Consider the following 24,315-nt stretch of genomic DNA (forward strand, 5'->3'; position numbering starts at 1 on the left):
GTTTTCCAATCGGATCGCCGACTCGACAAAGGATCCTTACTTCGCGAACATCGAGGTCGACAGATGGTGATCATGGCGCCGCGGAATGTGAAATTCCCCGCAGGTCAGGTAGGTATCCGGTTCGTGATCCACACGGCTAGACTGCGCAGCGACATTTATCACATTGACTGCCGTGGTCGGATGCTTTTCGGCCCCCAGCCTGGAACTGGAGTACGCGCCGCGATGCGTCCTTCCGCACCAACCATCACCATGATCTCCCTGGTCAACGCCACTGTGGACGGTGGTCGGCGATGACGACGCAGGGCCTCACCCGCCGCAAGATGAGCGGCGGCGGCGTCTGGTTGTTCCAGGTCGGCGCGAGCTCCCCGATGGCCGTCCTCGCCGGCGGTATCGTCGCGACCTACGCCGCCACCGGACTCACCGCGACACCGCTGACATTCCCACTGCTGGGCGGCCTGCTCGGGCTGCTCGCGGTCGGATACGTGGCCATGTCCCGCACCGTGCCCCACGCCGCCCCGGCCTACGCGCTGCTCGCCCACGCCTTCGGCCCCGTGGCCGGCCTCACCGGCGGCGCGCTCGCCCTGGTCTTCTACTCCGCGATCCAGATGAGCCTGTACGGCCTCATCGGCGTCACCGTCTCCGGCCTGGTCGGCGGCCCCTGGCTGCTGTGGTCGGCCGTCATCTGGCTCATCGTCTCCGTCTGCGGCCTGCTGCACGTCTCCCTGTCGGCCTTCGTCGTCGGCTCCGTGCTCTGCGTCGAGCTCGCCGTCATCGCGCTGTTCGACATCGCCAGCTTCACCCACCCGTTCGGCGGCTCCATCACCACCGCGCCGATCAGCCTCAGCGGGCTGTGGGCCCCCGGCATCGGTGGCGCGTTCGCGCTGGGCATCGCCGCCTTCATCGGCTTCGACACCGCACCCGCGTACTCCGAGGAGGTCCGCACCAGCCGCAGCATCGGCCGCTCGACGCTCGCCGCGGTCCTGTTCATGGCGCTGTTCTACGGCTTCTCGGCCTGGGCCCTCGCCGTGGCCGTCGGCGACAAGCAGATCGCCACGACCGCCGCCAACCCCGACGCGGGCCTGCCGTTCGGGCTCTTCGACCAGTGGTACGGCAGCGGTCTGAGCCTGCTCGCCACCCTCCTGCTCGTCACCAGCGTGACGGTGGCGATGCTCTCGTTCCACAACACGATCGCGCGGTACCTCTTCGCCATGGCCCGCGAGGGTGTCCTGCCGGGCTGGCTGGCCCGCACCGGCACCCGCGGCCGGGCCCAGGGCGCGCCGACCGGCGGCTCGATCGTGCAGAGCATCTCCGCGCTCGTCGTCGTCGGGCTGTTCGCCGCGGCCGGCGCCGACCCGATCGGCGTCATCTTCACCTGGTTCTCCGCGGCCGGCGCCGTCGGCATCCTGGTCATGCTGGTGCTCATCTCGGCCGGCGCGATCCGCTTCTACCGTCGCGGCGGCGGCAGCACCGAGGGACTGTTCACCACGACCGTGCTGCCCTCACTCGGCGTCATCGGCGGGGTCGGCGTCCTCGCCATCATGGTGTCGCACCTGTCGTCGCTGCTGGCCATCGCCGACGACTCCCCGCTGCAGGCCATCATCCCGGCCGCGGTCGTGCTCACCGTCATCGCCGGCGTCGTCTGGGGCTTCACCATGCGGGCCCGGCGGGCCTCCGTCCTGGCCGAGGTGGGCAAGGGCCGGCCGGACCCGTTGCGGGTACTCGACCAGCGCCTCCAGGACCTCGATGTCTGAGCCGCGCGCCACTATGTCGTCGGACTGGAATCCGCAGAGCCCCCAGCAGCCCAACCCCGCCGCCGTACCGTGGTGGGCGATCGAGCGCACCAGCGAGGTGCAGCAGCCGTCCTACGAGCCGGAGCCGCGCATCCCCGGCCCCCGGCACTCGCAGCAGCCCGGCCACGGCCACGGCGCCTACGAGCCGCCCGCGCCCCCGGCCCCGCCCGCGGTGGACATCACGCCCACCTACCGGGGCGCGATAGTGGCCCGGCTGCGCCGCTTCTCGTTCCTGCACGCCCGGCACGCCTGGGAGCGCCGCCGCCGCGACCCGCTCGCCCCGCACGGCATGGCGCTGTTCTACTGCGAGCCCTCCGGCCAGCTCTACGACCAGCTGCGCACCGCGACCCGCATCTTCCTCGCCGACGAGGAGGCGGCGTCGCTGCCGCACCTGCTCTACGGCCTGGCCCAGCACGCCCGCGAGGGCTTCGCCGCCGACCCGCGGTTCGACCCGCGCACGGCTATGTGCAACAAGACCGACGACATGTCCAGCCAGGCGGTCTTCGCCGGCATCGGCGTGGTCACGCTCGACACGCCCCACGGCGACTGGCCGACCGCGCAGCGCACCGCGCGCAGCGAGGCCGACCTGCCCGGGCGCTGCTACGCCCGGCTCATCGACGGCACCATGCTGGTCCTGGACCGCGGCGGCGAGCTGCAGTTCAACGCCATGACCGTGGAGTGCTCGGTGCGCGACGGCAACCTGCAGTACGGCACCCCGAGCATGCACTGGCGCTGGAACCCGGCCATCGCCGAGACGCCCGAGTCCGACCCCATGTACCACGTGTGGCGGTGGATGGGCGAGATCGGCCGGATCATCGACCACGGGTCGCGGCCCCGATGAACCCCCTCTTGCCGGGCGACCCGACCGTAGCCGGCCGCCTGGAGCAGCTGCACGCCGACCTGCTCCAGCATCGCGACTACGACCTCGGGTTCCCCGGCGCGACGGACCTGCCCGACATGAGTGCGCTGGCCCCGTTCGAGCGCCTGCTGCTCAACAACGTCGGGCATCCGTTCGCCCCCGGTGGCGCATACCGGATGCACACCAAGCACCTCGAGTACGAGGTCGTCGGCTTCCTGGCCGACCTCTTCGACGCGCCGCTGGACAACCGGCACGGGTACGTCACCACCGGCAGTACCGAGAGCACCCACTGGGCCCTGTGGCAGGCTCGCCGGCAGCTGGCCGCCCCGACCGTCTACTGCTCGTCGGCCGCGCACTACAGCGTGGCCAAGGCGGCCGAGCTGCTGCGCATGCGCGTTCGCGTCATCCCGACCGACGCCCGCGGCGAGATCCGCTACGACCTGCTGCACGCCGCGGTCGTACGCGACAAGCGCCACCGCCGCGGCACCGGCGTCATCGTCGTCGCCTCGGTCGGCACCACCATGACCGAGGCCGTCGACGACGTGGCCCGGATCGGCCTGGCCCTCGACACGGCGGGCATCACGCTCGAGCAGCGCTGGGTCCACGCCGACGCCGCACTGGCCGGTGTGCCGCTGGGCCTTGACGACCCGATCGGCCGCCCCGCGTTCACCTTCACCGACGGTGCCCACAGCATCGCCATCAGCGGCCACAAGTTCCTGGCCACACCGTTCCCGTGCGGGGTGGTGATCGCCCTGGCCGACCGCCATACCGACCGGGGCGACATCACGTACACCGCCGCCCCGGACAGCACCATCACCGGCTCCCGCTCCGGCCACGCGCCGCTGTGGCTGTGGTACCTGCTGCGCTACTGGGGCCGCCCGGGTCTGCGCACCCGGGCCGAGAGCGCCCGCAACCTGGCCCGCTATCTGGAGCAGCAGCTGCGCGGCATCGGCTGGCCGGCCTGGCGGGCCCAGTCCCGCGCCTTCACGGTGGTCTTCCCCCGCCCGCCGCAGCCCCTGCTGGAGCGCTGGCCACTGGCGACCGACGAGCTGGGCAACGCACACGCGGTGATGATGCCGGGCGTCCCCCGCGAGCGCGTCGACCGCTTCGTGACCGATCTGCGTGACGCGCTCAGCGCCGCGTCGGGCCTCGGCCTGATCTCCGACGCCCTGGCCTCCTGAGTCCGGTTCTATACACATCCACGAATGGTGGAGTGAGTGAATGAGCCGGCCACGCATTCATAAACTCACACGGCTGAATTTGTACGGCGGGAAAGCGCTCGGCTTACAAGAACGACTCTGATCCCACAAGTGCTGTCGCCCGCACACAATGCATTGCTTGACTCTTCCTCGGGTTTTGTGCCGAACCACGAGGAGGAGCACGTGTCGTACCCCCGCAAAACGGCATCGGCCGCGGCGCTGGCGCTGATCGCCGGCGCCCTTGTCGCATTCACACCCGCCGCCGCACTGGCCGCGCCCGGTGTCACTCCGGCATCGGTCAACCTCACGCTCGGACCCGGGAAATCCGCCGACGTCGACAAGCATGTCGAGACCGCACCGGTGCCGCCGAATCCCGACATCGTGTTTCTGGCCGACACGACCGGCAGCATGGGCGGCGCCATCGCCAACGTCCGCTCCAACGCCAGCTCGATCATGACGCAGATCGCCGCGGCCCAGCCGAGTGCGCAGTTCGGGGCGGCCGAGTACAAGGACCTGACCGCCGACTCGGCGCCGTTCACCGTCCGGCAGGACATCACGGCCGACCAGAGTGCGGTCCAGAGCGGCATCAACCTGTGGGCCGCGGGCGGCGGCGGCGACACACCGGAGGACGGCATCAATGCGCTGTACCAGCTCGCGACCGGGGCCGTGCACTTCCGCACCGCCGGCACCCGCATCGTCGTCATCTTCGGTGATGCGCCGTCGCACGACCCGAGCGGCGGACACAGCCGGGCCGACGCGATCGCCGCGCTGCAAGCGGCCGGCATCCACGTGGTGGCCGTCGACGTCGGCAACCTGAACAGCGGCGGCCAGGCGGTCGCCATCACCGACGCGACAGGCGGCGTGTATCTGGCCGCGCCGTCGGCGGACCAGGTAAGCGCGAAGATCCTGGAGGGCATCAAGGCCATCCAGGTGAAGGTCGCCCCGTCGACGTTCGACTGCAGCCCCAGCCTGGCGGTCACGTTCACGCCGGCCGACCGCACCGTGGACAGCGGCGCCACCGCCGACTTCACCGAGCACGTCGCCGTCGCGTCCGGGGCGCCCGCCGGCACCTACCAGTGCAAGGTGGACTTCAAGGTCGACGGCGTCAGCCAGGGCGCCGCGTTCGTGGAGACGATCGCGGTCGTCGTGCCCGGCCTGAGCATCAACGACGTCTCGGTCAACGAGGCCGCGAGCAACGCCACCTTCACGGTGACCCTGTCGGCGCCCGCGACCGCGCCGGTGACGGTGCAGTACGCGACCGCGAACGGGACGGCCACCGCGGGCAGCGACTACACGGCGAGCTCGGGCACCGTGACGTTCACCCCGGGCCAGACGAGCAAGCCGGTGGTCGTGCCGATCCTGCAGGACACGACCGACGAGCCGGCGGAGACCTACACGGTCGCCCTGACGAACGCGAACGGCGCGGCCGTGACCGACGGCAGCGGTCTGGGGACGATCGTCGACGACGACCGCAACGGGACGTTCTCGTGCACCTCGCGCGTCCTGCAGGTCGGGCCGCTGAGCTCGCCCGCGGCCAACCCGGCGAACGTCCCCTGCGCCGACGACGTCAAGACCACCGCCTCGCTGGCGCTGACGTCGGGGCTGGTCACGGTACAGTCGACGACCCTCAACGCGACGACGGCGCTCACGCCGGACGACCTGACCACGCCGCCGGCGGCGGGTGACAACGCCACGTCGACCGCCTCCGTCCAGTCCGTCAAAATCACGGTGGCCGGCCTGACCCCGACGACCATCGAGGTCGGCATCGTCCAGTCCCGCGCCGCAGCGACATGCACGGGCGCGGGGACGGCGGCCTTCACCGGCTCGTCGAGCATCTCCTCCCTGAAAGTCAACGGCGTGGCGGTCCCGGTGGGCAGCGCCCCGCTGACCGTCCCGCTGCTGGTCGGCTCCCTGAAGCTCAACGCCACGACGACGACGGCGACGAGCGTGACCCAGGAGGCGCTCGCCCTGCACCTGCCCCTGACCGACGTGGTCATCGGCACCGCCCACGCCGACGTGGAGGGCAACCCCTGCGCCGTGTGACCCGCTGAGCCGTTCGACGGGGGGTGGGCCGCGGCCCGCCCCCCGTTCCCCTGATTTCACCCAGAGATCGGGCACCCGTTTCACCCGGAGATCGGGCATCGGCGTGGTCGGACCATTGCGGCGGTACGGGATGATCGGAGTGTGATTCGCTTCGTCCTGAACGTCCTGTGGGTCATCTTCGGCGGCGGCCTCCTGCTGTTCCTCGGCTACGCTCTGGCCGCCCTGATCTGCCTCGTCCTCGTGGTCACGATCCCGTTCGCGATCGCGTCGTGGCGCCTGGCGATCTACTCGCTCTGGCCGTTCGGCCGCACGGTCCGCGCCAAGAACGGCGGCGGGGGCGCCGTCACCGGCGTGGCCAACATCCTGTGGGTCGTCCTGGCCGGCTGGTGGCTGGCCCTCACGCACATCACGGCGGGCATCACCCTGTGCGTGAGCCTCATCGGCATCCCCTTCGGCATCGCCCACTTCAAACTGGTCCCGGCCGCCTTCTGGCCCCTGGGCCGCGAGGTAGTAGATCTAGACTGACCCACCCCACCCGGCCCGCTCCACGACTTCCTCAGTCGTCAGCGGCGCCGACGGGTGGTGGCTGAGACACAGCGGCGCCCGAACCCTCTGCGGCGGCTCCCCCTCCACCGCCACATAAAACTCGCCCGCCCGCAATCCCCCGACTTCCGGCACGTCACCACCCTTCACCCGGGCCAGCTCCCGCGCCGCATCGATCTGCACCTGGGCGTTCAGCAAGCCGTAGAACTGGGTGGTGGCGTTGCCCGAGATCCGGTTGTGCAGCCCTTTCGGCGCCTGGGTCGCGAAGAGCAGCCCCAGCCCGTACTTGCGCGCCTGCGCGGCCAGCGCCAGCGTGCTCTGCGTGCAGGCCGTCATCGCGCCCGAGGGAGCCAGCGTCTGCGCCTCGTCCATCACGAACAGGCCGAGCAGTGGCCGGTTCCGGGCCGGATGCTTCTTGATCCAGGCGAACAGCGCCATCTGCAGCTGGTTCACGAAGCCTTGCCGGGCGTCCTCGGACGGCAGCCCAATCAGGCTGATCACCGAGATCCGGGCCCGCTTGCCGGGCGCCGGAGTCAGCAGGACGCCTGGGTCCGCCGGTGCGCCGCTACCGCCGAACATCGGGTCGTTGTCCATGGCCGCGGTGAGCGACTGGGCCAGGCCGGCCGCGATCTTGTCCGCATCGGCGAGCCCGCTGACCCCATCAGGCAGTTCGGCGAGCAGGCCGATGAGCGCTGGGAGGCCCTGACCGCCCGAGCGCGCGAAGTGCTCGGTCGCCTTCCGCAGGACCGCGAGCCCCAGGTGCGCCTTCGTCGTGCGCCCGCCGAGCCCGGCCCGCGGGGCCAGCGCCGCCACCGCCGCCTCGACGGCCTCGGCGAACTCGTCAGGATCAGCCCGGACGGCCGCGAAGTCCGGTAGCGGCTGGAAGCTTAGCGGCCGCCCGGCCTCACGGCGGGGTGTCCACACCACGACCTCCGTCTCGGCCAGATACTCCGCGGCCCGCTCCCGGTCCCCGCTGCCCCACGACTCCGGCGCCTCCGGCCATGGGTCTCCGAGCCGAGCCAGGTCATTGTTGGGGTCGAGCACGATCGCCGACACTCCGTGCAGCGCACACTCCTCCACCAACCGCCGGATGAGCACCGTCTTGCCGGACCCCGAGCCCGCGAATATAGCTACGTGCTTGCGCAGCGCCTCCAGCGGCACCCGGACCGGCTGCCCGCCCTCGTGGTCGTAGCCGACCACGATCTCCGCAGCGACGGGCTCGGCCTCGCGGAGCGCCATACGCGCCCGGGCCTCGGCCTCGCTCCAGGTGCCCGCGTCGGCCAGCGCCCGCCTGAACAGTGCGACCTCGGCTGTCGGCTGCCGCTTGACCAGCCACGCCTGCAACTCCGTCGGGCTCTCGTCCTGGAGTTCCCGCAGTGCCCAGAGCGTCCGCAGATCCGCATCGTCGATCGCGAGCGTCAGCCCGCCGGCGCGCTGAAACTCCTTGATCTCCGCCTGTGTCTTCGCCCCGGACGACCACGGCCCATTGCGGATCAGCACCAGCTTGCGCTTGGGTACCTCGGCGGAGAGCCCCGCGGCCCGCCGCGCGCGACGAAACCGATTCAGCGCGGCAAGTGCCTGATGGGTGTCGCTGACGGCCCGGAAGCACCAGTGCACCTGGTCCTCCGTCCCCTCATCGAGTGTCCGCCGCAGCCGCGCGTGGAGGTCGGGATTGGCACTGGGCGGCGGGTCGAGCGTGAACACCTCGGCCCCTTCGCCACGCTCGAGAATCCATGCCGTCAACCCGGCCGCCAGCAGCTCCGGAAATACGGAGTCCTCTGTGGCCCCCTCGAGCGCGGCCGTGACCTCAGCATCGCGCCGCAGCTGCTCGAACCGCGCCTCGATCCGCTCATGGACCTCATCGGGCGCCTCCGGCGTCACCGGGACAGAGATCGTGGGCTCGTCGACGTCCTGAACGGTGTTCAGATGCGTCAGCTCCCGCAACTCGCCCGACCGCAGGCAGTCCCGAACGTGACTGTCGATCTCCTTGAGCAGTTGGCGCGGCGTGTACAGGCCGACCGCGGAAAACGCAGTCGGCCGGACCGGCCAGGTTGGGTAGGGCGGCGTGAATTTCAACGCCGCGTAACGGACGGCGAACCGCCGCTCGACGATTTCCTGGGCGAGCCGGGCGTCGATGACTCCCTTGAGCACCGGAGTGCCGCGGAACCGGTCGTCCATGGTGGTCGTCGCGCGTTGGGCGATCAGTGTCCAAGTCGATGGCAGGCACGCGACGACGGTCAGCGTTCGCCGTGTTCGCTCACGCAGGCGGAGGAGACCACCGGCAACGCTCTCAAGCGCGGTCGCCTGTGCGCGATTGGCTTGGGAGTCGGTGTTGAGCTCCAGATCCGCGCTCAGTTCAGCCTGAGCGACAAGCGTGTCGATCTGATCCACCGCGATGACCGCCGGACCGGTGAGGGCCAGCAGCATCGACAGCTCGTGGACGATGTCCTCCGCAGTGTGCGGCCGGCGCCGAATGCCCCAGGAGCTCCGTTCACCGGCCACCGACTCTTCGTCGGAGTCGAAGTAGCTGTCGGCGATGTCGCGATGCTCGGACCTGGTGGAGACGCTGAGGGCGAGGGCCCGCGCCGTGTCCCGGCTCAGATTCGCCTCGAACTCATCCGACGCCAGCAGCCCCTCGATGAAGGCATCAAGCGCGGGACGGGTCAGCTCGGTTTCCCCCATGACCGCTCGGCGGGCCGTCCGGGGTGCGCCGATGCGCGAGGTCAACCGGCGCAGCAGCAGGTGAAGCTGGGTGATGTCGCCGCCGAGCACCGGCCGGGCCAGGCTCTCCCGCATATAGGCCAGGACGCTGGGCCAGAAGCTCTTCTCGTCGAGCAGGCTGACCAGGAAGAAATATCCGCCTCGTTCCTGTACGCGCTCGCGGAGCCAGCCGAGCATGTGCGTCTTGCCCGAGCCGCCGCGGCCCAGCATCGCCAGGCTGATCGGGCTGGGACCGGGGCTGGCGGCGGCGTCTTCGACGCCCGCCATCAGATCCTCCAGCACGTCCTCGTACAGACCGTCGACGTGCAGCGGTGAACGCCGCCAGACGTCGTCCGGCACCGGCGCCCAGCTCAGGCGAAGGGCAGCGAGCGCGGCGCGTTGTTCTTTGATCATCGCAAGCCGATCGCCAAGAGGTGCCTGGCCTCGCCGCCGATCTTCACGGCCGCCCGGCGATCCTCGACTGTGAGCGTCTTCTGGTTCGCCTCGGGCTCCAGCTGGATGTCCGGGGTGTTGTACAAACGCTCGAGTGCCGCGTCCAGGTCGGCCCTCGACACGTCGCTGAACAGCGGCCGGAGCCGGGTCAGGCTCACCCAGGCGCCGGCCTCAGTGGCGAGCTCGGTGTAGGCCGACCGGATCCGCTGATCGAGTCCACCCCGCGCCTGTGGCCGTCGGGGCGCGTCGAGGAGGTGAGCGTGCAAGGCAGCCAGCGCGGCCCAGAGTTGCCTCTCTTTGTCCGAACCCTCCCCCACGGCAGTCAACCGGTCCTGCAACGTGTTCTTGCCCTTCTCCGACAACTTGTGCTTATAGGGGCGGCTTTTGGTCTCGGACTCGACGTAGCCGTTCCCGTTGAGCCGGGCGAAGTTGTCGCCGATCAGCCTGACCCCATGAGCCTTATCCATCTGGGTGTTGGAAAGCTGGCGATTTTCGAGCTGCAGCAGGATGAGGAATGCGTAGTCCGTTGGAGTCAGGTCGTCAGACATCGGTGGTCCTTCCGGAAGGGGGTGAGAGAGGCCGTCCGTCGGCGGACAGGCCGAACGCGCGCAGGTGGGCCACTTGCTGCGGTGACTTGAGTTCGTCGGCCGTGTAGAGCGCGAGCAGCCGGTCGGCCGCGCCGAGCGTGCCGGCCTCTACCTCGGCCTGGAGGCCTTCGACGTCGCGCAGGGCGAACAGCAGGGCGCAGAGCTGGCGGGCCGCCTCCGGATCCGGGCCAGCCGCGGCCCGTAGCGCGGCCAGTTGCGACTCAGCGCCCTCTGGATGCCGGCCTTCGGCGTGAGCTTTCGACAGGCGCAGCGCAGCGGCCGGATCGCCGGCGCCGGCCCGGGCCTCCAGCCGTGCGAGGTCCCCGCGGGTGAGGTACAGGTCGGCAAGGGCCTCGGCGGCGTACCGGTGTTCGCCGTCCGCGCGCTCCTCCAGCTCACGAAGGCGGCCGAGGTCGGCCAAGCGCTCGACCAGTTCCTCACCGGCGAGCACGTCCCCGGCATCGGCCCGCCGGCGCAGGTCGTCGCATACACCACCGTCGGCAAGCATGTCGTCAAGACGCTGACGGACGGCCGCGTCACCGGCGGCCGCCGGGCGTAGTTGCTCGGCCAATTCCCAGAGTTCCTGCGCCCGGGCGAGATGCCAGCTCGCGTTGCGGTCTCTCGGATTGCTGTCCAGCCTCCAGCGCAGGACCCGTATTCCCGCCTCGAACCGGTCCTGGCGGATCAGGAGCTGGGCGAGCTCGGTTGCCGCCACCCCGTCGCCGAATTCGTTGGCGAGTCGTTCGAGGGCGGGCTCAGCGTAGACGAACCGCAGCCGCGCCGTGGCGCTGTCCGAGAGCCGGCGCAGGTCGGCCGGGCGGTTGATCCGGGTGACAAGTGCGTCCCAGGCTTCGTGCGGCACACGCTCCGTCCGGCGGTGACGCCCGAGGTGCTGGGCCAGGTAGTCGGCGACGATGTACCCGGCGAACGTGCCGGGGCGCCCGCCGTCCATCGGCCGCAGCGCCGTCACATCGCCGTGCAGCGGTCGGGTTGCGTGCGGCAGCGCGTGGTGCAGCCATTCATCCACAGATGCGACGCGCTGCGGGCCAGGCAGATAGCCGAACATGGCCGCCGCGAGCAGATCCTCGGTCAGCGGCGCCTGCACGCCGAGCCGGTGCGCATCAGCCGCCACGGTGATCATCGCTTTCGCGTAGGGATTGGGCGCGATCGTCCAGGCGCGCACGAGCGCGGGGCCCCCGGCCAGGGCCTGGGTCACCCCGGTGTCACGCGTGTTCAGCGCGATCCGGATCCGGTTGTCCACCGCCGCCTTGTCATCGGCCTCCTGCAGCTCGGCCGGGCTGAAGGCATCCGGGACGTCGATCACGATGGCGGTCTGCAGCAGTCGTCGCACGTCGGCGGCCTCGTCCGTGTCGCGCAGCCCCGGCGCACTCCGGGCGTCGTACTGATCTGGCCACAGCGTGCCGACGATGAGATTCGGCCTGCGCATGAGCGCGCCGATGCAGGCGGACGAAAGGTGCGGACGGCCGCCCAGATAACGCTGGAGCTCATCGAGCCAGAAGACGGTCTGGCTGGGCGGGTCATGCCGGAGTTGCAGCAGCTCGTCGGTCTCGCTGGGATGGATGAGCCACCAGTTCGGCGCGACGGCCATGACCGCCTCGTACAGCGAGCGGGTCTTGCCGGTCGACGAGCCGCCGACGAGCACCACGAAGCGGCCGCGGTTCGAACCGTCGGTGGCCAGCGCGGCCCGCAGTCCGAAATCGAAGTCCCGCTCGACGTACTCGGGAAGGTCGTCGGCCGCGGCCGGATCGCCGATCGCGCTGTGGATGCCGAGGTCCCGCGGTGACGCGGCGTCGAACCGGTCCAGGGCGGCTCGGCGCACGGCGGCGCCCCGCTCCGCGGCCCAGATCCGCTGCCGGGCTTCGAGCCACGGCTGGTGCAACGGCTCGGGAACATCGCAGACAGCGAGCAGGGCCAGCAGCGTTCGATGATTGATCAGCGTCCTGCCGTTGAACGCCTTGCTCATGGTGGCCTTCTTGAGCGGCAGCGGCCGGTCCCTGGTCCTCTTCTCGATTTCCCCGAGCGTGAGCCCCTGACGGTCACGCAGGGCATTCAGGGCCGCGCCGAGCTCGGCTCGCGTCCGGGCACGGGCCGGATCGAACAGTGATTCGGGCGTCAGCGGGCTCACCCCCCAATCGCCGGCCCTCGCGGGTGACCACCGATCTGGACGTCACGTTACTGACGGACAGCGGGGAATGACATCGACGACCGTCAGGCTGTGCGCGCCGTTTGGCCCAACCGTTCCGGCTCGCGGCGCGCCACCGAAGGCGCCTACCGGCTCAGCGGCACTGGGCGACGGTGGCGCGGAGCTTGCTCTCGATGACTCGGATGGCCGACTGCTTCACGCGGGCCGCGAACGCCGGGTCGGCCTTCGCGGCAGCGACCAGGGCCTCGGTCATCGGGGCGGCGTCGGAGAGGCGGACGCTGAGGGCCATGTCGCCGCCGGCCTGGATGAACTTCACGGCGCGCTGGCCCACCGGGGTCGAGCTCACGGCCACCGCGGAGCCCAGGTCGTCGGAGAGGACGAGGCCGGTGAAGCCCATCTTCTCGCGGAGCAGGCCGGTGACGATGGGCTGGGAGAAGGCGGCGACGTTCTTGGGGTCGAGCTTCGGGTACGCCGCGGACGAGATCATCACCGCGGCCGACCCGGCGGCGATGCCGCTGGCGAAGGGCTTGAGGATCGGGTCGTCGGCGGTCGTCAGCGGGTCCTGGGCGCCCGTCGACGTGTCCGTGTTGAGCCGGACTCGGCCCAGTCCGGGGAAATGCTTGAGCGTCGTCAGTACACCCACGCCTTGAATCGCCTGCACCACCGTCACCACATCCTCGGCGACGGGGTCGGGCGTGGCGCCGTACTGCCGCTCGAACCCTCCGATCGGCGGGTTGTTCTTGCCCACGTCGGTGGGGACCACGTCCGCGACGGGCGCGAGGTCGATCGTGATGCCGATCCCCTTGAGCAGCCGGGCCCACTCGGCCGTGCGGTCCCCGAGCTCGGTCTTGTCCAGCTTCCCCTGGTTCACCGCGGTCGGGATGGCCGGGAAGTCGGCACCCTTGAGCGTCTGGACCTGCCCGCCCTCCTGGTCGATGCCGATCTGCAGGCCGATCCCGAGACTCGATTGGGCCGCCTCCTGCAGCTGCCCGATCTGCTGCTTGAGCGACGCCGCGGAGGCCGACGATCGTCCCGCCAGAAAGACGCCGCCGATTTTGTACTTCTGGATCGTCGACGTCGCATTGAGGGGTGCACTGAGCGGAGTACCGATCATAAGCAGCTGCGCCGCCTGCTCCTCGATCGGCAGCTGCCCGACGAGCTTCTCCGCGCACCCCGCAGCGGCGGGCGGCGTGCCCGGCGGCGCCGAACCCTGCACGCTGCCACCGGGCGCGGCGCCGGGCGGGGGCTTGGCCACCGGCGAGTCGGAGCCGGACCCGGCCACGGCGAACGCGACACCGCCGCCGATCAGCACGACGGCGGCCAACGCCACGACCGCCCACACGGGGAACGGCCCGATCCGCCCGCGCTCGGCGATCCGGCGCGTTCCTCTCGGCATCCGTTCGACTCCATCCGCGGGCGGGAAAGCAGGCGCTCACGACAATACGCAAGGCCCGCACGAGCCGCCCATCGGCGCAACCGTCAGCGGTACGCGGTCAGGAACCGGTCCCGGAACTGGTCCATCCGCCACACCGGTGCCCCGTCGCGCGGCCGCAGCCCGTCCTGCCAGCCCCACCCGGAGATCTTGGCGAGCACCTTGGGGTCCTTGGCGACGATCGTGATCGGGACGTCGTGACTGGCCGTGTCGCCGACGATGATCGGTGAGGGCTGGTGGTCGCCGAGGAACACGACGACGAGATTGTCGTCACCGTAGGTCTCCACGTACGAGATCAGGGAGCTGAGCGAGTACACGATGGAGTTGCGGTAGGCGGTTCGGATCTTGTCCGATGTCCGCCAGGCCACGTCCGGTGGGTCACCGTCGGTGCTCATGGTGCTGTAGACGGTGCCGTCGCCGACCTGGTCCCAGCCGACGAGCTGCGGGATCGGCGTCCACGGAGCGTGACTGGACACGAGCGGGATCTCGGTGAACGTGGGCTGGTGGCCGGGCTGGCGCTCCAGTCGCTGGTACGCCGCGAGGGTGAACTGGTCCGGCACCGGCACGTAGCTGAACTTCGGGCCCTTGTAGCCGATGTTCCGCGAGTCGTAGAGGTCGTGGTACTGGAAGAACTTCCCCTCGGGCCAGTCGCGGTCGTTGGCCGGCATGATCCCGCCGATGTGCCACCCGCTGCGGCGGAACGCCGCGTTGAGCGTGAACCGGTCCCCCGCCAGCAGCGACGAACTTCGCTGATTGTTGTCGACCCAGAGCCCGGACAGCAGCGTCTCGTGCGCCATCCAGCTGCCACCGCCGGTGATCGGCGAGGTCAGGAACGCCGTCCTGGCCCCGAACCCGAGCGACTGGAGCTTCGTCGTGCCCGCGTCGAGCACGGCGTTGACCTGCGGCGCGTACTGCGGGTTCTGCACCGCGTCCCGCCCGTAGCTCTCGACGAACGTGAGCAGGACGTCCTTGCCACGCAGCGCGGTGAGCAGCTGCGAGCCGGGCACGTCGCGGAACGCGTCGATCTGCGCCTGCTGGCCGAACTTCTCGCCGTCGTTGATGTCCCGCCGGACCAGCGAGATCTGGGTGCCGAGCGCGGTGACGGCGCCGTCCGAGGCGGCCTGCAGGCCCAGCACGCCGCAGATCGCCCAGGCCACGGCGAGCACAGCGGTGCCCCGGGTCGTAGCCGTCTGGTGACGCACCGCGAGCCGGGCCAGCCGCCGCAGCGTGAGCGTCATGACCACCGGCACCGCGAGGACGACCAGGCCGAGGATCACCGTGACCAGGACCGCCGCCGGCTCGCCCAGGGACGAGCTGACCAGACCGTACGCCGGCTGGAGCAGCACCCAGTCGAGCACCGGGTCGAACGGGCGCGACAACGCTGTGTAAAAGCCCAGGTTGAACAGCCGGATGATGAGCAGGAAGCCGAGGATCACGCCGGCGACGCTCAGGACCACGGTGCGCATCCAGCCGCGCACGGCGAGGAAGATCGCGACGAGCAGCAGCCCCTCGATCGGGATCTTCACAAAGCCGCCGAAGGTGTACTGCGTGAGCCGATCCGGTGTGACGAGCGTGAACAGCACCACCGCCGCACCCAGCAGCGTCCCCACCCACACGAGCACCCGCCGGACCGGCCGCCGCCCGGGTGCCGGGGCCTCGGGGGCGTCGGTGGTGTCCGCGGGCGGCGGGGCGATGTCGACCGCCATCAGGAGGCCGCCGCAACCGTGAGCGACTGCCGCCGCCAGCGCCACAGCACCTCGGAGCCGAACGACTCGACGAGGAACAGCAGCGAGATCGCCACCACCGTCGTGGTCACGGACAGTGGCAGCAGCCCGGACGCGGCAACGGCCAGCGTCACGCCCTGCATCGCGGCCACGACCTTGCGCCAGTATCGCGGCGGCACCGGACCGCGCAGCCACGGCACCAGCCAGGTGGCCAGGCCGATCACGTAGCGCATCAGCCCGATGGCCAGCACCCACGCCCCGACCGACTCGGCGACGAACGCGCTCAGCACCAGGATCAGCCAGGCGTCGGTCTCCATGTCGAAGCGCGCGCCGAGCGGGGTGCAGCTGCCGGTCCTGCGGGCGACGTTGCCGTCCACCGCGTCGAGCGCCAGGGCGACAGCGCTCAGCGTGACGAGCACCGGGATCGACACGGGCCCGGTGAAGGAGTCAGCGGTCAGCGCGGCGATGCCGCCGATGAGCCCGGCCCGCAGCAGCGTCACCCAGTTCGCCGCCCCGAACGCCTCGGCGCCGGTGCGCTGCAGGCCGTGCGCGAGCACGAGGAAGGTGACGGTCCCGCTCGCGAAGCCGACCACCCACCCCGCCGTCCCGAGCCCGACGGTCCCCGCGAGAACGTTGAGCACGGCGAAGTGGAAGATCAGTCCGATGGTGGGACCGGTACGAACGCTCGGCATCATCGCTCCGTCTACGAGGCTGTGCTTGCTGACCATGGAACTCGTGAGTGCATACGCTCGAGGCGCCGTATCGGTTCGATCGCATTCCACCGACAAGGGGCTGGGACACATGGCGAAAGCGTTCTGGACGACCGCGTCCGGAGGGGAGATCCGCCCGGTCGAGGTGCCCGCGCCGGGTGAGGACGAGGTGCTGGTCAGGACGCTGTACTCGGGTGTGAGCCGCGGCACCGAGACGCTCGTCTTCGCCGGTGCCGTGCCGCCCGACCAGCACGGGGTGATGCGCGCGCCGTTCCAGGAAGGCGACTTCCCATACCCGGTCAAGTACGGCTACCTCAATGTCGGTGTCGTGGCGGCGGGCCCGCCGCAGCTGGCCGGGCGGACGGTGTTCAGCCTGTATCCACACCAGACCGAGTACGTCGTGCCGGCCGCGGCCGTGGTTCCCGTACCCGACGGCGTGCCGGCCAATCGGGCGGTTCTGGCCGGCACGGTGGAGACGGCGGTCAATGCGCTGTGGGACGCCGCCCCGCTGATCGGCGACCGGGTCACGGTGGTCGGGGCCGGGATGGTCGGCTGCAGCGTGGCCGCCCTGCTCGCCCGCCTCCCCGGCGCCGAGGTGGAGCTGGTCGACACCGACCCGGCCCGCCGTACGGTCGCCGAGGCGCTGGGCGTGCCGTTCGCCCACCCCGATGCCGCCACGGCCGGGCGTGACCTGGTCGTGCACGCGAGCGCTTCGGAGCGCGGCCTGCAGCGGGCGCTGGAGCTGCTGCGACCGGAGGGTACGGTGCTGGAGCTGAGCTGGTACGGCGACCGCCCGGTGACGCTCGGCCTCGGGGGCGCCTTCCACTCGGGCCGCCTCACGATCCGCAGCAGCCAGGTCGGCACCGTGTCCCCGGCCCGGTCCGGCTCCCGCACCTACGCCGACCGGCTGGCCCTGGCCCTGCGCCTGCTGCGCGACCCGGCGTTCGACGCGCTGCTCACCGGCTCGTCGCCGTTCGCCGATCTGCCGGCGGTGCTGCCGCGGCTGGCCGACGGTACCCTTCCGGCTCTGTGCCACCTGATCACCTACGACAGGAGCTGACTCCGTGTACAGCCTCACCGTCCGTGACCACATGATGATCGCCCACAGCTTCCGCGGCGAGGTCTTCGGCCCCGCGCAGCGGCTGCACGGCGCGACGTACGTGGTGGACGTCTCGTTCTTCCGCCGCGAGCTCGACGCCGACAGCCTGGTCGTCGACATCGGTCTCGCGTCCGAGCAGCTCAAGGACGTACTGTCGGCGCTGAACTACCGCAACCTCGACGACGAGCCCGACTTCGAGGGCCGCAACACGTCGACGGAGATGCTGGCCGCGGTGGTCGCCGACCGGCTGGCCGAGCGGATCGCCGCGGGTGCACTGGGCCCGGGCGCGGCCGGCCTGGAGCGGGTCGCGGTCACGCTCCGCGAGTCGCATGTGGCGTGGGCGACGTACGAGCGGGATCTGTGACGGTCTTCGCCGTCTTCCCGAACGACATCGACGATCCGGACCGCCCCAGCGGCGGCAACCGCTACGATCGCGAGCTCTGCACGGGGCTGGCCGCGCTGGGCTGGGACGTCGCCGAACGTCCGGCCTTCGGTGCGTGGCCGGCCCCGGCCCCGGCCGAGCTGGCGGCGCTGGACGCTTTGCTGTCCGGCCTCCCGGCGGGCGCCACAGTGTTGATCGACGGTTTGATCGCGTCGTGCGCACCGGCGGTCATGGAGGCCCACGCCTCGCGTCTTCGCCTGATCACGCTCGTCCACATGCCGTTCGGCGACCTCGATCCATCCACCCAGACCGACGAAAATCGAGCACTACAGTCAACATCGACGATAATCACGACAAGCGAGTGGAGCCGACACCGCCTGAGCGAGCTCTACGACCTACAGCACAACCACATCGTCACCGCCACCCCCGGCGTCACCCCCGCCCCGATCGCCCCCGGCTCAACCAGCCCCAGCCCGACCACCCTCCGCTCCCCCAGCCCAGGCTCCCCCGCCCCAGGCTCCACCAGCCCGGGCGCTGCCGGCGACCAACGACCAGGGGTAGCAGCTGTCGGCGATCAGGGCCCGACCGGCCCGGACCAGACCAGCCCGGACCAGACCAGCCCTGGCCCGGCCGCCCCTGGCTCAACCAGCCCCAGCTCGCTCAATCCTGGCTCGATCCGCTGCGGCTCGACGCACGCCGGCTCGAACGCCCTCAGCGCGACCGCCTCCACGTCGACCGACCCAACGGACCCCAGCTCGACCAGCACGGGCTCGACCACCCTCCGCTCCACCAGCACAACCGGCCCGGGCACAACCGGCCCGAGCACAACCGACCCGAGCACAACCGACCCGGCCACGGCCAGCGCAACCGGCTCAGGCACGACCGGCTCGGGGGCAACCACACCCGCGCCGCCCTTATCCGCCACGACGAGCACGAACAGCGCGACCAGCTCAGGCACGACCAACACAACCGGCTCAGACATGACCGGTCCCGACGCGACCAGCTCGGGCACGACCGACCCGTCCGCGACCAGCGCAACCGGCACGACGGAGATCGGCTCGACGCGTCTCGGCTCGGCTCGGCCCAGCGCCATCGGCACCGGGCCGGTGCTGTTGTGCGTTGCTGCGATCGGGCCGCACAAGGGCCAGGACGTGCTTGTCGAGGCGCTGGGTCGGGTCGCCGATCACGATTGGACATGCACGCTGGTCGGCGCACCCGTCGATGTCGACTACTTTGCTGAGCTCTCGACGAAAATCGACGTGCTAGGTCTGGGCCAGCGGATCCACTTGGCCGGTCCGCAACGCGGTGCGGCTCTGGACGGGTACTACAACGCGGCCGACCTTCTGGTCCACCCTACCCGGGGCGAGACGTACGGCATGGTCGCCGTCGAAGCCCTGGCCCGCGGCATCCCCGTCCTGGGCACCACCGCAAAGGGGCTGCCCGAAGCCATAGGCACCGCCGCCCCGCCCGGCTGGCTGGTCCCGCCCGGCGACCCCGCCGCCCTGGCCGACGCGTTACGCCGCTGGCTGAACGACCCCGACCTGCGCACCCGGCTCCGCGCCGCGGCCCTGACCCGCCGAGCCGCCCTGACCGGCTGGGACGTGACAGCCCGCCGAGTCGCCGCCGCCCTGACCAACACCGGCCCCGACCAACTCCGGCGCTGACCAACACCGGCGATGACCAACCCGGCCCTGACCAACACCGGCGCTGACCACCCGGACCCGGCCACCCAGCCCCGACCCTCGCCGCTCCGGTCCCACCTCTCCTCCATCCCACGGCTCGTCTGATCCACCCCGCGACATGACTGCTCCATGCCGCGACATGTCCGATCCGCGCTGCGACATGGCTGATCCGCGCCGCGACGTGTCTGCTCCGTGCTGCGACATGTCTGCTCCGTGCTGCGACATGTCTGCTCCGTGCTGCGACGACCGGCAAAACGGATATGCGGCAGATCGCCGCATCCCGGTCATCCATTGCGCAATGGCGCCGGCGTGCGCAGTCGCCCGGCGTGCGGGGTCGAGGCGCCCCGCGGTGGGTAACTGAACCGGATCAGGCCGAGCGGCGTATGACACAAGAGATCGTCCCGAAGGAGCCGCCATGCCGACCGCCGCCGCCCCCGCACCCGCCGAGGCGTCGACGGTTCCTGTGCGCAAGACGCCGAAGCGGGCGCGCCGGGTCAACTGGGGTCTGGTCCAGACGATCGGCGGCGTGGCCGTGCTCGCGATGCTCGTCTGGCGGCTCGGGAGCGGGCCGTTCCTCGCCGGGCTGCGGCTGATCGACGGCTGGGCGGTCGGTGCCGCGTTGACCGTCGGCGGGGCCACCATCGTGGCGTGTGCCTGGCGGTGGCGGATCGTCGCGCGGGGGCTGGGGCTGCGGCTGTCGCTGTGGACGGCGACCGCCGAGCTGTACCGGGCCTGCCTCATCAACTCCACCCTGCCCAGCGGCGTCCTGGGTGACGTCGACCGCGCGGTCGGGCACGGACGTGCGGAGGGGGACGTGTCACGCGGCATCCGGGCCGTCGTCTGGGAGCGCTCGGCCGGCCAGGTCGTGCAGATCGCGCTCGCGCTCACCCTGCTCTGGGTGCTCCCGTCGCCGGTACGGCCGTTCGTGCCCCGCATCGCCGCCGTCGCCGGGCTCGTCGCGTTGACCGTCGTCGTGCTCGCGCTCGTCGCCGGGCGGCGGGGGCCGCAGTGGTGGCGCGGCGCGATCCGGACCGTGCGGGCCGACGTGCGCGAGGTGCTCCTGGCCCGGCGCATCTGGCCCGGCGTCGTCTTCTTCTCCGTGGTCGCGGTCGGTGGTCACCTCGTCACGTTCCTGGTGGCCGCGCGCACTGCCGGCCTCACCGTCCCGGCGACGCAGCTGCTGCCGCTGACGTTGCTGGCCCTGCTCGCGATGGGAATTCCGGCCAACATCGGCGGGTTCGGACCCCGTGAGGGCGTCGCGGCCTGGGCCTTCGCCGCGGCCGGGCTCACCGCCGCCCAGGGGGTCGCAACCGCGACCGTCTACGGGGTACTGGTGTTGGTGGCCAGCCTCCCCGGCGTCGCGGTCCTGCTCTTCCGCCGACGCACCGTAGCCAGCTGAAGAGGAGAAGGATGTTCGAGACTTTGCCCGGGGCAACCATGCGCACGCAGGTGACCGTGCCGCTGCGGCTCCTCGACGGGTACTCCACCACCGCCCGCCTGTTCTCGTTCAACGGCCTGGTCGACGGCCGTGAACACGTTGCGTTCGGCCTCGGTGACTGGGCGGGCGCGGTCCGCCGGGCCGCCGACGGAGGCGCCGCGCCGCTCGTCCGCCTGCACAGTGAGTGCCTGACCGGTGACATCTTCGGCAGTGAGCGGTGCGACTGCGGGCCGCAGCTGCGCGAGGCCATCGAGCGGATCTCCGAGGCCGGCGGGTTTCTGCTGTACCTGCGGCAGGAGGGGCGGGGCATCGGGCTGTACTCGAAGCTCGACGCCTATGCGCTGCAGGACACCGGCCTGGACACCTTCGAGGCCAACATCGCGCTCGGGCACGCCGAGGACGAGCGCGACTACTCGGCCGCGGCCCAGATGCTCGACGCGCTCGGCGTCCAGCGGATCCGGCTGCTGACCAACAACCCCGACAAGGCCGACCAGCTCGACAGCCTCGGCGTGACGGTGGCAAGCGTGGTCCCGACAGGCATCTTCCTGAGCCCGGCCAACGCGAGCTACCTCGCGGCCAAGGCGAGCCGGGCCGCGGCCCGGTGATCTGATGCTCGCTCCCGCAATGCGCAACGCGCTGACCCCGCCCGCCGCTCCCCCCGCCGACAAGCACCCGGGCGAGCGCGGCGACAGCGCCCGCCCGGCGCGCGCCGAGAGCAACGCCACCGACCGGACGGCGCGCGCCGAGCGCGACGCCACCGACCGGACGGTGCGCGCCGAGCAGGACGCGACCGACCCGACGGCGCACACCGAGCGCGACGTAACCGACCCGACGGCGCGCGCCGAGCGCGACGTGAGCGACCGGACGGCGCGCGCCGAGCGAAGCATCGCCGACCGGCCGGCGTGCGCCGAGAGCGCTGCCGGGGAGATCGCGGGGGGCGACAATACGGCGGTGACTCCCCGCGCACGGCCGTACGTGGTGCTCAGCTGCGCGATGTCCCTCGACGGCTACCTCGACGACGCCACCGACGAGCGGCTGGTGCTCTCCAACAGCGAGGACCTCGACCGCGTCGACGCCATGCGGGCCGGCTGCGACGCGATACTCGTCGGGGCCAACACCATCCGCCGCGACAACCCGCGGCTGCTCGTGCGCGCACAAGCGCGGCGCGAGCAGCGGGCCGAGAACGGGCTGTCGCCGCAGCCGGCCAAGGTCGCCATCTTCGGCCACGGCGACGTCGACCCGGAGTCGCGGTTCTTCACCGACGGCGACACCGACAAGATCGTGTACTGCGCGACAAAGACCGCCGGGCGCAACCGGACCCGGCTCGGCGACCGGGCCGAGGTCGTCGACGGCGGTGAGCCGGTCGACCTCGAACTGGCCCTGGAGGATCTGGCCGCCCGCGGGGTCGGGCGGCTGCTTGTCGAGGGCGGCAGCACTGTCCACACGATGTTCCTGACCGCCGGCCTGGTCGACGAGCTGCACCTCGTGGTCGCCCCGTTCTTCGTCGGCGACGGGCGCGCGCCCCGATTCGTCGGCGACGGGCAGTTTCCGTGGCACCGCGGCAATCGGGCCACCATGGTGGATGTACGGCGCATGGATGACGTGGTACTGCTTCGCTACGCCCTCTCCGACCGATTCGAGGCTTGATGAACCCCCTGCCGCGCCGCTCTCCGAGCTCCCCGCCCGCCGCCGCGGGCGCTGCGCTCCCGGACCGGGGCTCGACACTCTCAGTGCTCGACGGTGCCCTGCCGCCGGTGCGCACGCCCGACCCGCGGGCCGCGGTCAGCGAGCGCGTGCGCAGCCACCGGCGGCCGCGGGGCGGCACGGGTCCGCAGCGGGCGTCGTTCGCGCTGCTCGCCGTCGCGATCGCCAACGCGGTGGTGGTCGAGGCGCTGTTCTTCACCGCCTCCGACGCACCGAACCTCATGCTCGCCGTCGGGCGTTTCCTGGGCCTGCACGCGGCGGTGGTGCTCGCGCTGCAGCTGGTGCTCGTGGCCCGGGTGCCGTGGCTGGACCGGCGGCTCGGCATGGGCCAGCTGACCGTCTGGCACCGCTGGGTCGGCATCACGCTCGCGTGGACGATCATCGTGCACGCCACGCTCGCCTCGTGGGCGTACGCCCGGATCAACAACTGGCCCTTCGACACGCTCAAGGACAAGTGGCTGGGCTCGCTCGGCACGCTCGCCGGCATCGTCTCGGGGACCGTGCTGCTCGTCGTGGTCCTGGCCTCCACCCGGTTCCTGCGCCGCCGCCTGCCCTACGAGCTCTGGCATGCGGTACACCTCGGAACCTATGCGGTTGTTGCCTTCGCCATCGTCCATCAGACCATCGAGAACCCGATCTCCCAGCCCGCGACCTGGGCCAAGGCGTACTGGTGGGCGCTGTGGACGGTCGCGATCGGCCTGTTCGTGTGCGGCCGGCTACTGCTGCCGCTGTACCGCAACCTCCGCCACAATCTGCGGGTGTCCGACGTGGTCGCTGAATCCGAGGACGTGACGTCGGTGTACGTGACCGGCCGCGACCTCGCCAAGATGCCCCTGGACGCGGGCCAGTTCTTCCTGTGGCGCTTCCTCACCCCGGCCCGCTGGTGGCAGGTCAACCCGTGGTCGCTCTCGAAGGCCCCGGACGGTCAGAGCCTGCGCCTCACCGCGAAGGCCGTCGGCGGCGGCAGCGCGGGCCTGCGCAAACTCCGGGTGGGCACCCGGGTCTTCGTCGAGGGGCCGTACGGCGCCTTCACCAGCAAGCACCGGATGAAGTCGAACTCGCTGCTCATCGCGGGCGGCGTGGGCATCACCCCGATCCGCTCGCTGATGGAGTCGCTCGACGGCAACATCGTGGTCCTGTACCGCGCCCGCTCCGAGGCCGACGCCCCGCTGCTGAGCGAGCTGCGCCACCTCGCCGTCAGCCGGCGGGCGAAGCTGCAGCTGGTCACCGGCCGCACCAGGGACACGCAGCCCGCCCCGCTGAGTGCGGAGCACCTGCTGGCCGCGGTCCCCGACATCAAGCAGCGCGACGTGTACGTCTGCGGCCCCACCGCCATGACCAACGCGGTCCTGGCCGCCCTGCGCCAGATCGGCGTCCCGAAGACCCAGATGCACGCCGAGGTCTTCGCCATGGCGGACTAGTCGCCGGCCGGTTGCGCTTCGGTGCCGGGGTCTCACGAACGCCCGGGCGGCGCCGAAGTCAGCTCCGACAGCGGCCGGCGACCGAAGGGGCACGACCTTGGCACTCATCGTGTTCGTGGTACTGATCGTGCTCGCCGCGGGTGCGGAAGCGTTGCTGCCGCGGCGCAACCGTCCCCGGCCCGAGCCGGCCGATCGCCACCACGGGCCCGACGAGGACTTCTCGTTCGCGCTGCGCTCCGGCCTGGCCCCGATCCGGGGATACGCGGAGATTCTCGGCGACCGCGTGCACGGCGACGACGACCGCCGCATGATCCGGGCCATCGAGCACCACGCCGATCGGCTGACGGTGCTCGCCGACCGGCTGCGAACCGAGCGCGCCTGAGAA

General features: G+C 71.1%; 20 protein-coding genes. 13 read left to right on the forward strand and 7 right to left on the reverse strand.

What is annotated here, in order from left to right:
* Positions 1–290: 290 nt before the first annotated feature.
* The 5 genes from Dvina_RS41325 to Dvina_RS41345 all read left to right on the forward strand — a co-directional run bounded on the left by Dvina_RS41325 (position 291) and on the right by Dvina_RS41345 (position 6,416).
* Positions 291–1,751, forward strand: coding sequence for an APC family permease (locus Dvina_RS41325; protein ID WP_223095659.1), 1,461 nt, complete (start codon positions 291–293; stop codon positions 1,749–1,751).
* Positions 1,744–2,631, forward strand: coding sequence for a hypothetical protein (locus Dvina_RS41330; RefSeq protein ID WP_223095661.1), 888 nt, complete (start codon positions 1,744–1,746; stop codon positions 2,629–2,631). Before Dvina_RS41325 ends, Dvina_RS41330 begins: the two co-directional genes overlap by 8 nt.
* Positions 2,628–3,830 (forward strand): pyridoxal-dependent decarboxylase, encoded by a 1,203-nt coding sequence (locus Dvina_RS41335; RefSeq protein ID WP_223095663.1) that lies wholly within the window; start codon positions 2,628–2,630, stop codon positions 3,828–3,830. The genes Dvina_RS41330 and Dvina_RS41335 overlap by 4 nt, the downstream gene beginning before the upstream one ends.
* Positions 3,831–4,031: 201 nt before the next feature.
* On the forward strand, positions 4,032–5,891 hold the full coding sequence (locus tag Dvina_RS41340) for a choice-of-anchor P family protein (RefSeq protein ID WP_223095665.1): 1,860 nt from the start codon (positions 4,032–4,034) through the stop codon (positions 5,889–5,891).
* 141 nt (positions 5,892–6,032) lie between these two features.
* Positions 6,033–6,416, forward strand: coding sequence for a YccF domain-containing protein (locus Dvina_RS41345; protein WP_223095667.1), 384 nt, complete (start codon positions 6,033–6,035; stop codon positions 6,414–6,416).
* On the opposite strand, the gene Dvina_RS41350 is transcribed toward Dvina_RS41345, so the two are convergent.
* From Dvina_RS41350 to Dvina_RS54835, 6 genes are all read right to left on the reverse strand, one after another.
* On the reverse strand, positions 6,408–9,548 hold the full coding sequence (locus Dvina_RS41350; protein WP_223095669.1) for an ATP-binding protein: 3,141 nt from the start codon (positions 9,546–9,548) through the stop codon (positions 6,408–6,410). The two genes, Dvina_RS41345 and Dvina_RS41350, sit on opposite strands and share 9 nt — an antisense overlap.
* Positions 9,545–10,135 carry a hypothetical protein gene (locus Dvina_RS41355; protein ID WP_223095671.1) on the reverse strand — a complete coding sequence of 197 codons (591 nt, stop codon included), beginning with the start codon at positions 10,133–10,135 and terminating at the stop codon, positions 9,545–9,547. The genes Dvina_RS41350 and Dvina_RS41355 overlap by 4 nt, the downstream gene beginning before the upstream one ends.
* On the reverse strand, positions 10,128–12,320 hold the full coding sequence (locus Dvina_RS41360) for a hypothetical protein (protein WP_223095673.1): 2,193 nt from the start codon (positions 12,318–12,320) through the stop codon (positions 10,128–10,130). The genes Dvina_RS41355 and Dvina_RS41360 overlap by 8 nt, the downstream gene beginning before the upstream one ends.
* A gap of 151 nt (positions 12,321–12,471) precedes the next feature.
* Complete coding sequence (locus Dvina_RS41365; RefSeq protein WP_223095675.1) at positions 12,472–13,734, reverse strand: glycoside hydrolase family 3 N-terminal domain-containing protein; 1,263 nt, start codon at positions 13,732–13,734, stop codon at positions 12,472–12,474.
* 83 nt (positions 13,735–13,817) lie between these two features.
* Positions 13,818–15,476: a sulfatase-like hydrolase/transferase gene (locus Dvina_RS41370; protein WP_246655650.1), complete on the reverse strand. Its 1,659-nt coding sequence runs from the start codon at positions 15,474–15,476 to the stop codon at positions 13,818–13,820.
* A complete protein-coding gene (locus Dvina_RS54835; protein WP_246655651.1) occupies positions 15,476–16,186 on the reverse strand; it encodes a CDP-alcohol phosphatidyltransferase family protein in 711 nt (236 codons plus the stop codon). Before Dvina_RS54835 ends, Dvina_RS41370 begins: the two co-directional genes overlap by 1 nt.
* A 109-nt stretch (positions 16,187–16,295) precedes the next feature.
* Here Dvina_RS54835 and Dvina_RS41375 point away from each other — a divergent pair, with 109 nt between their 5' ends.
* Both Dvina_RS41375 and Dvina_RS41380 read left to right on the forward strand, forming a co-directional pair.
* Positions 16,296–17,264 carry a zinc-dependent alcohol dehydrogenase gene (locus Dvina_RS41375; RefSeq protein ID WP_380031242.1) on the forward strand — a complete coding sequence of 323 codons (969 nt, stop codon included), beginning with the start codon at positions 16,296–16,298 and terminating at the stop codon, positions 17,262–17,264.
* Positions 17,265–17,268: 4 nt separating this feature from the next.
* Positions 17,269–17,667 carry a 6-pyruvoyl trahydropterin synthase family protein gene (locus Dvina_RS41380; RefSeq protein WP_223095677.1) on the forward strand — a complete coding sequence of 133 codons (399 nt, stop codon included), beginning with the start codon at positions 17,269–17,271 and terminating at the stop codon, positions 17,665–17,667.
* Positions 17,668–18,259: 592 nt separating this feature from the next.
* Here Dvina_RS41380 and Dvina_RS41385 read toward each other — a convergent pair.
* The gene (locus Dvina_RS41385; RefSeq protein WP_223095679.1) at positions 18,260–18,643 is read right to left on the reverse strand and encodes a hypothetical protein; all 384 of its coding nucleotides are present in this window, start codon (positions 18,641–18,643) and stop codon (positions 18,260–18,262) included.
* A gap of 22 nt (positions 18,644–18,665) precedes the next feature.
* On the opposite strand from Dvina_RS41385, the gene Dvina_RS41390 reads away from it, so the two are divergent.
* From Dvina_RS41390 to Dvina_RS41415, 6 genes are all read left to right on the forward strand, one after another.
* On the forward strand, positions 18,666–19,349 hold the full coding sequence (locus tag Dvina_RS41390; protein WP_223095681.1) for a glycosyltransferase family 4 protein: 684 nt from the start codon (positions 18,666–18,668) through the stop codon (positions 19,347–19,349).
* Between the two features lie 559 nt (positions 19,350–19,908).
* Positions 19,909–20,766: a lysylphosphatidylglycerol synthase transmembrane domain-containing protein gene (locus Dvina_RS41395; protein WP_246656651.1), complete on the forward strand. Its 858-nt coding sequence runs from the start codon at positions 19,909–19,911 to the stop codon at positions 20,764–20,766.
* An 11-nt stretch (positions 20,767–20,777) separates the two neighbouring features.
* On the forward strand, positions 20,778–21,410 hold the full coding sequence (locus Dvina_RS41400; protein ID WP_223095685.1) for a GTP cyclohydrolase II: 633 nt from the start codon (positions 20,778–20,780) through the stop codon (positions 21,408–21,410).
* A 388-nt stretch (positions 21,411–21,798) separates the two neighbouring features.
* Positions 21,799–22,452, forward strand: a complete 654-nt coding sequence (locus Dvina_RS54840; RefSeq protein WP_246656653.1) for a RibD family protein — start codon at positions 21,799–21,801, stop codon at positions 22,450–22,452.
* A gap of 83 nt (positions 22,453–22,535) precedes the next feature.
* Positions 22,536–23,930, forward strand: a complete 1,395-nt coding sequence (locus Dvina_RS41410) for a ferredoxin reductase family protein (RefSeq protein WP_223095688.1) — start codon at positions 22,536–22,538, stop codon at positions 23,928–23,930.
* 97 nt (positions 23,931–24,027) lie between these two features.
* Complete coding sequence (locus tag Dvina_RS41415) at positions 24,028–24,312, forward strand: hypothetical protein (protein WP_223095690.1); 285 nt, start codon at positions 24,028–24,030, stop codon at positions 24,310–24,312.
* Positions 24,313–24,315: the final 3 nt, after the last annotated feature.

The sequence above is a fragment of the Dactylosporangium vinaceum genome (assembly GCF_019904175.1).
GTDB lineage: Bacteria > Actinomycetota > Actinomycetes > Mycobacteriales > Micromonosporaceae > Dactylosporangium > Dactylosporangium vinaceum.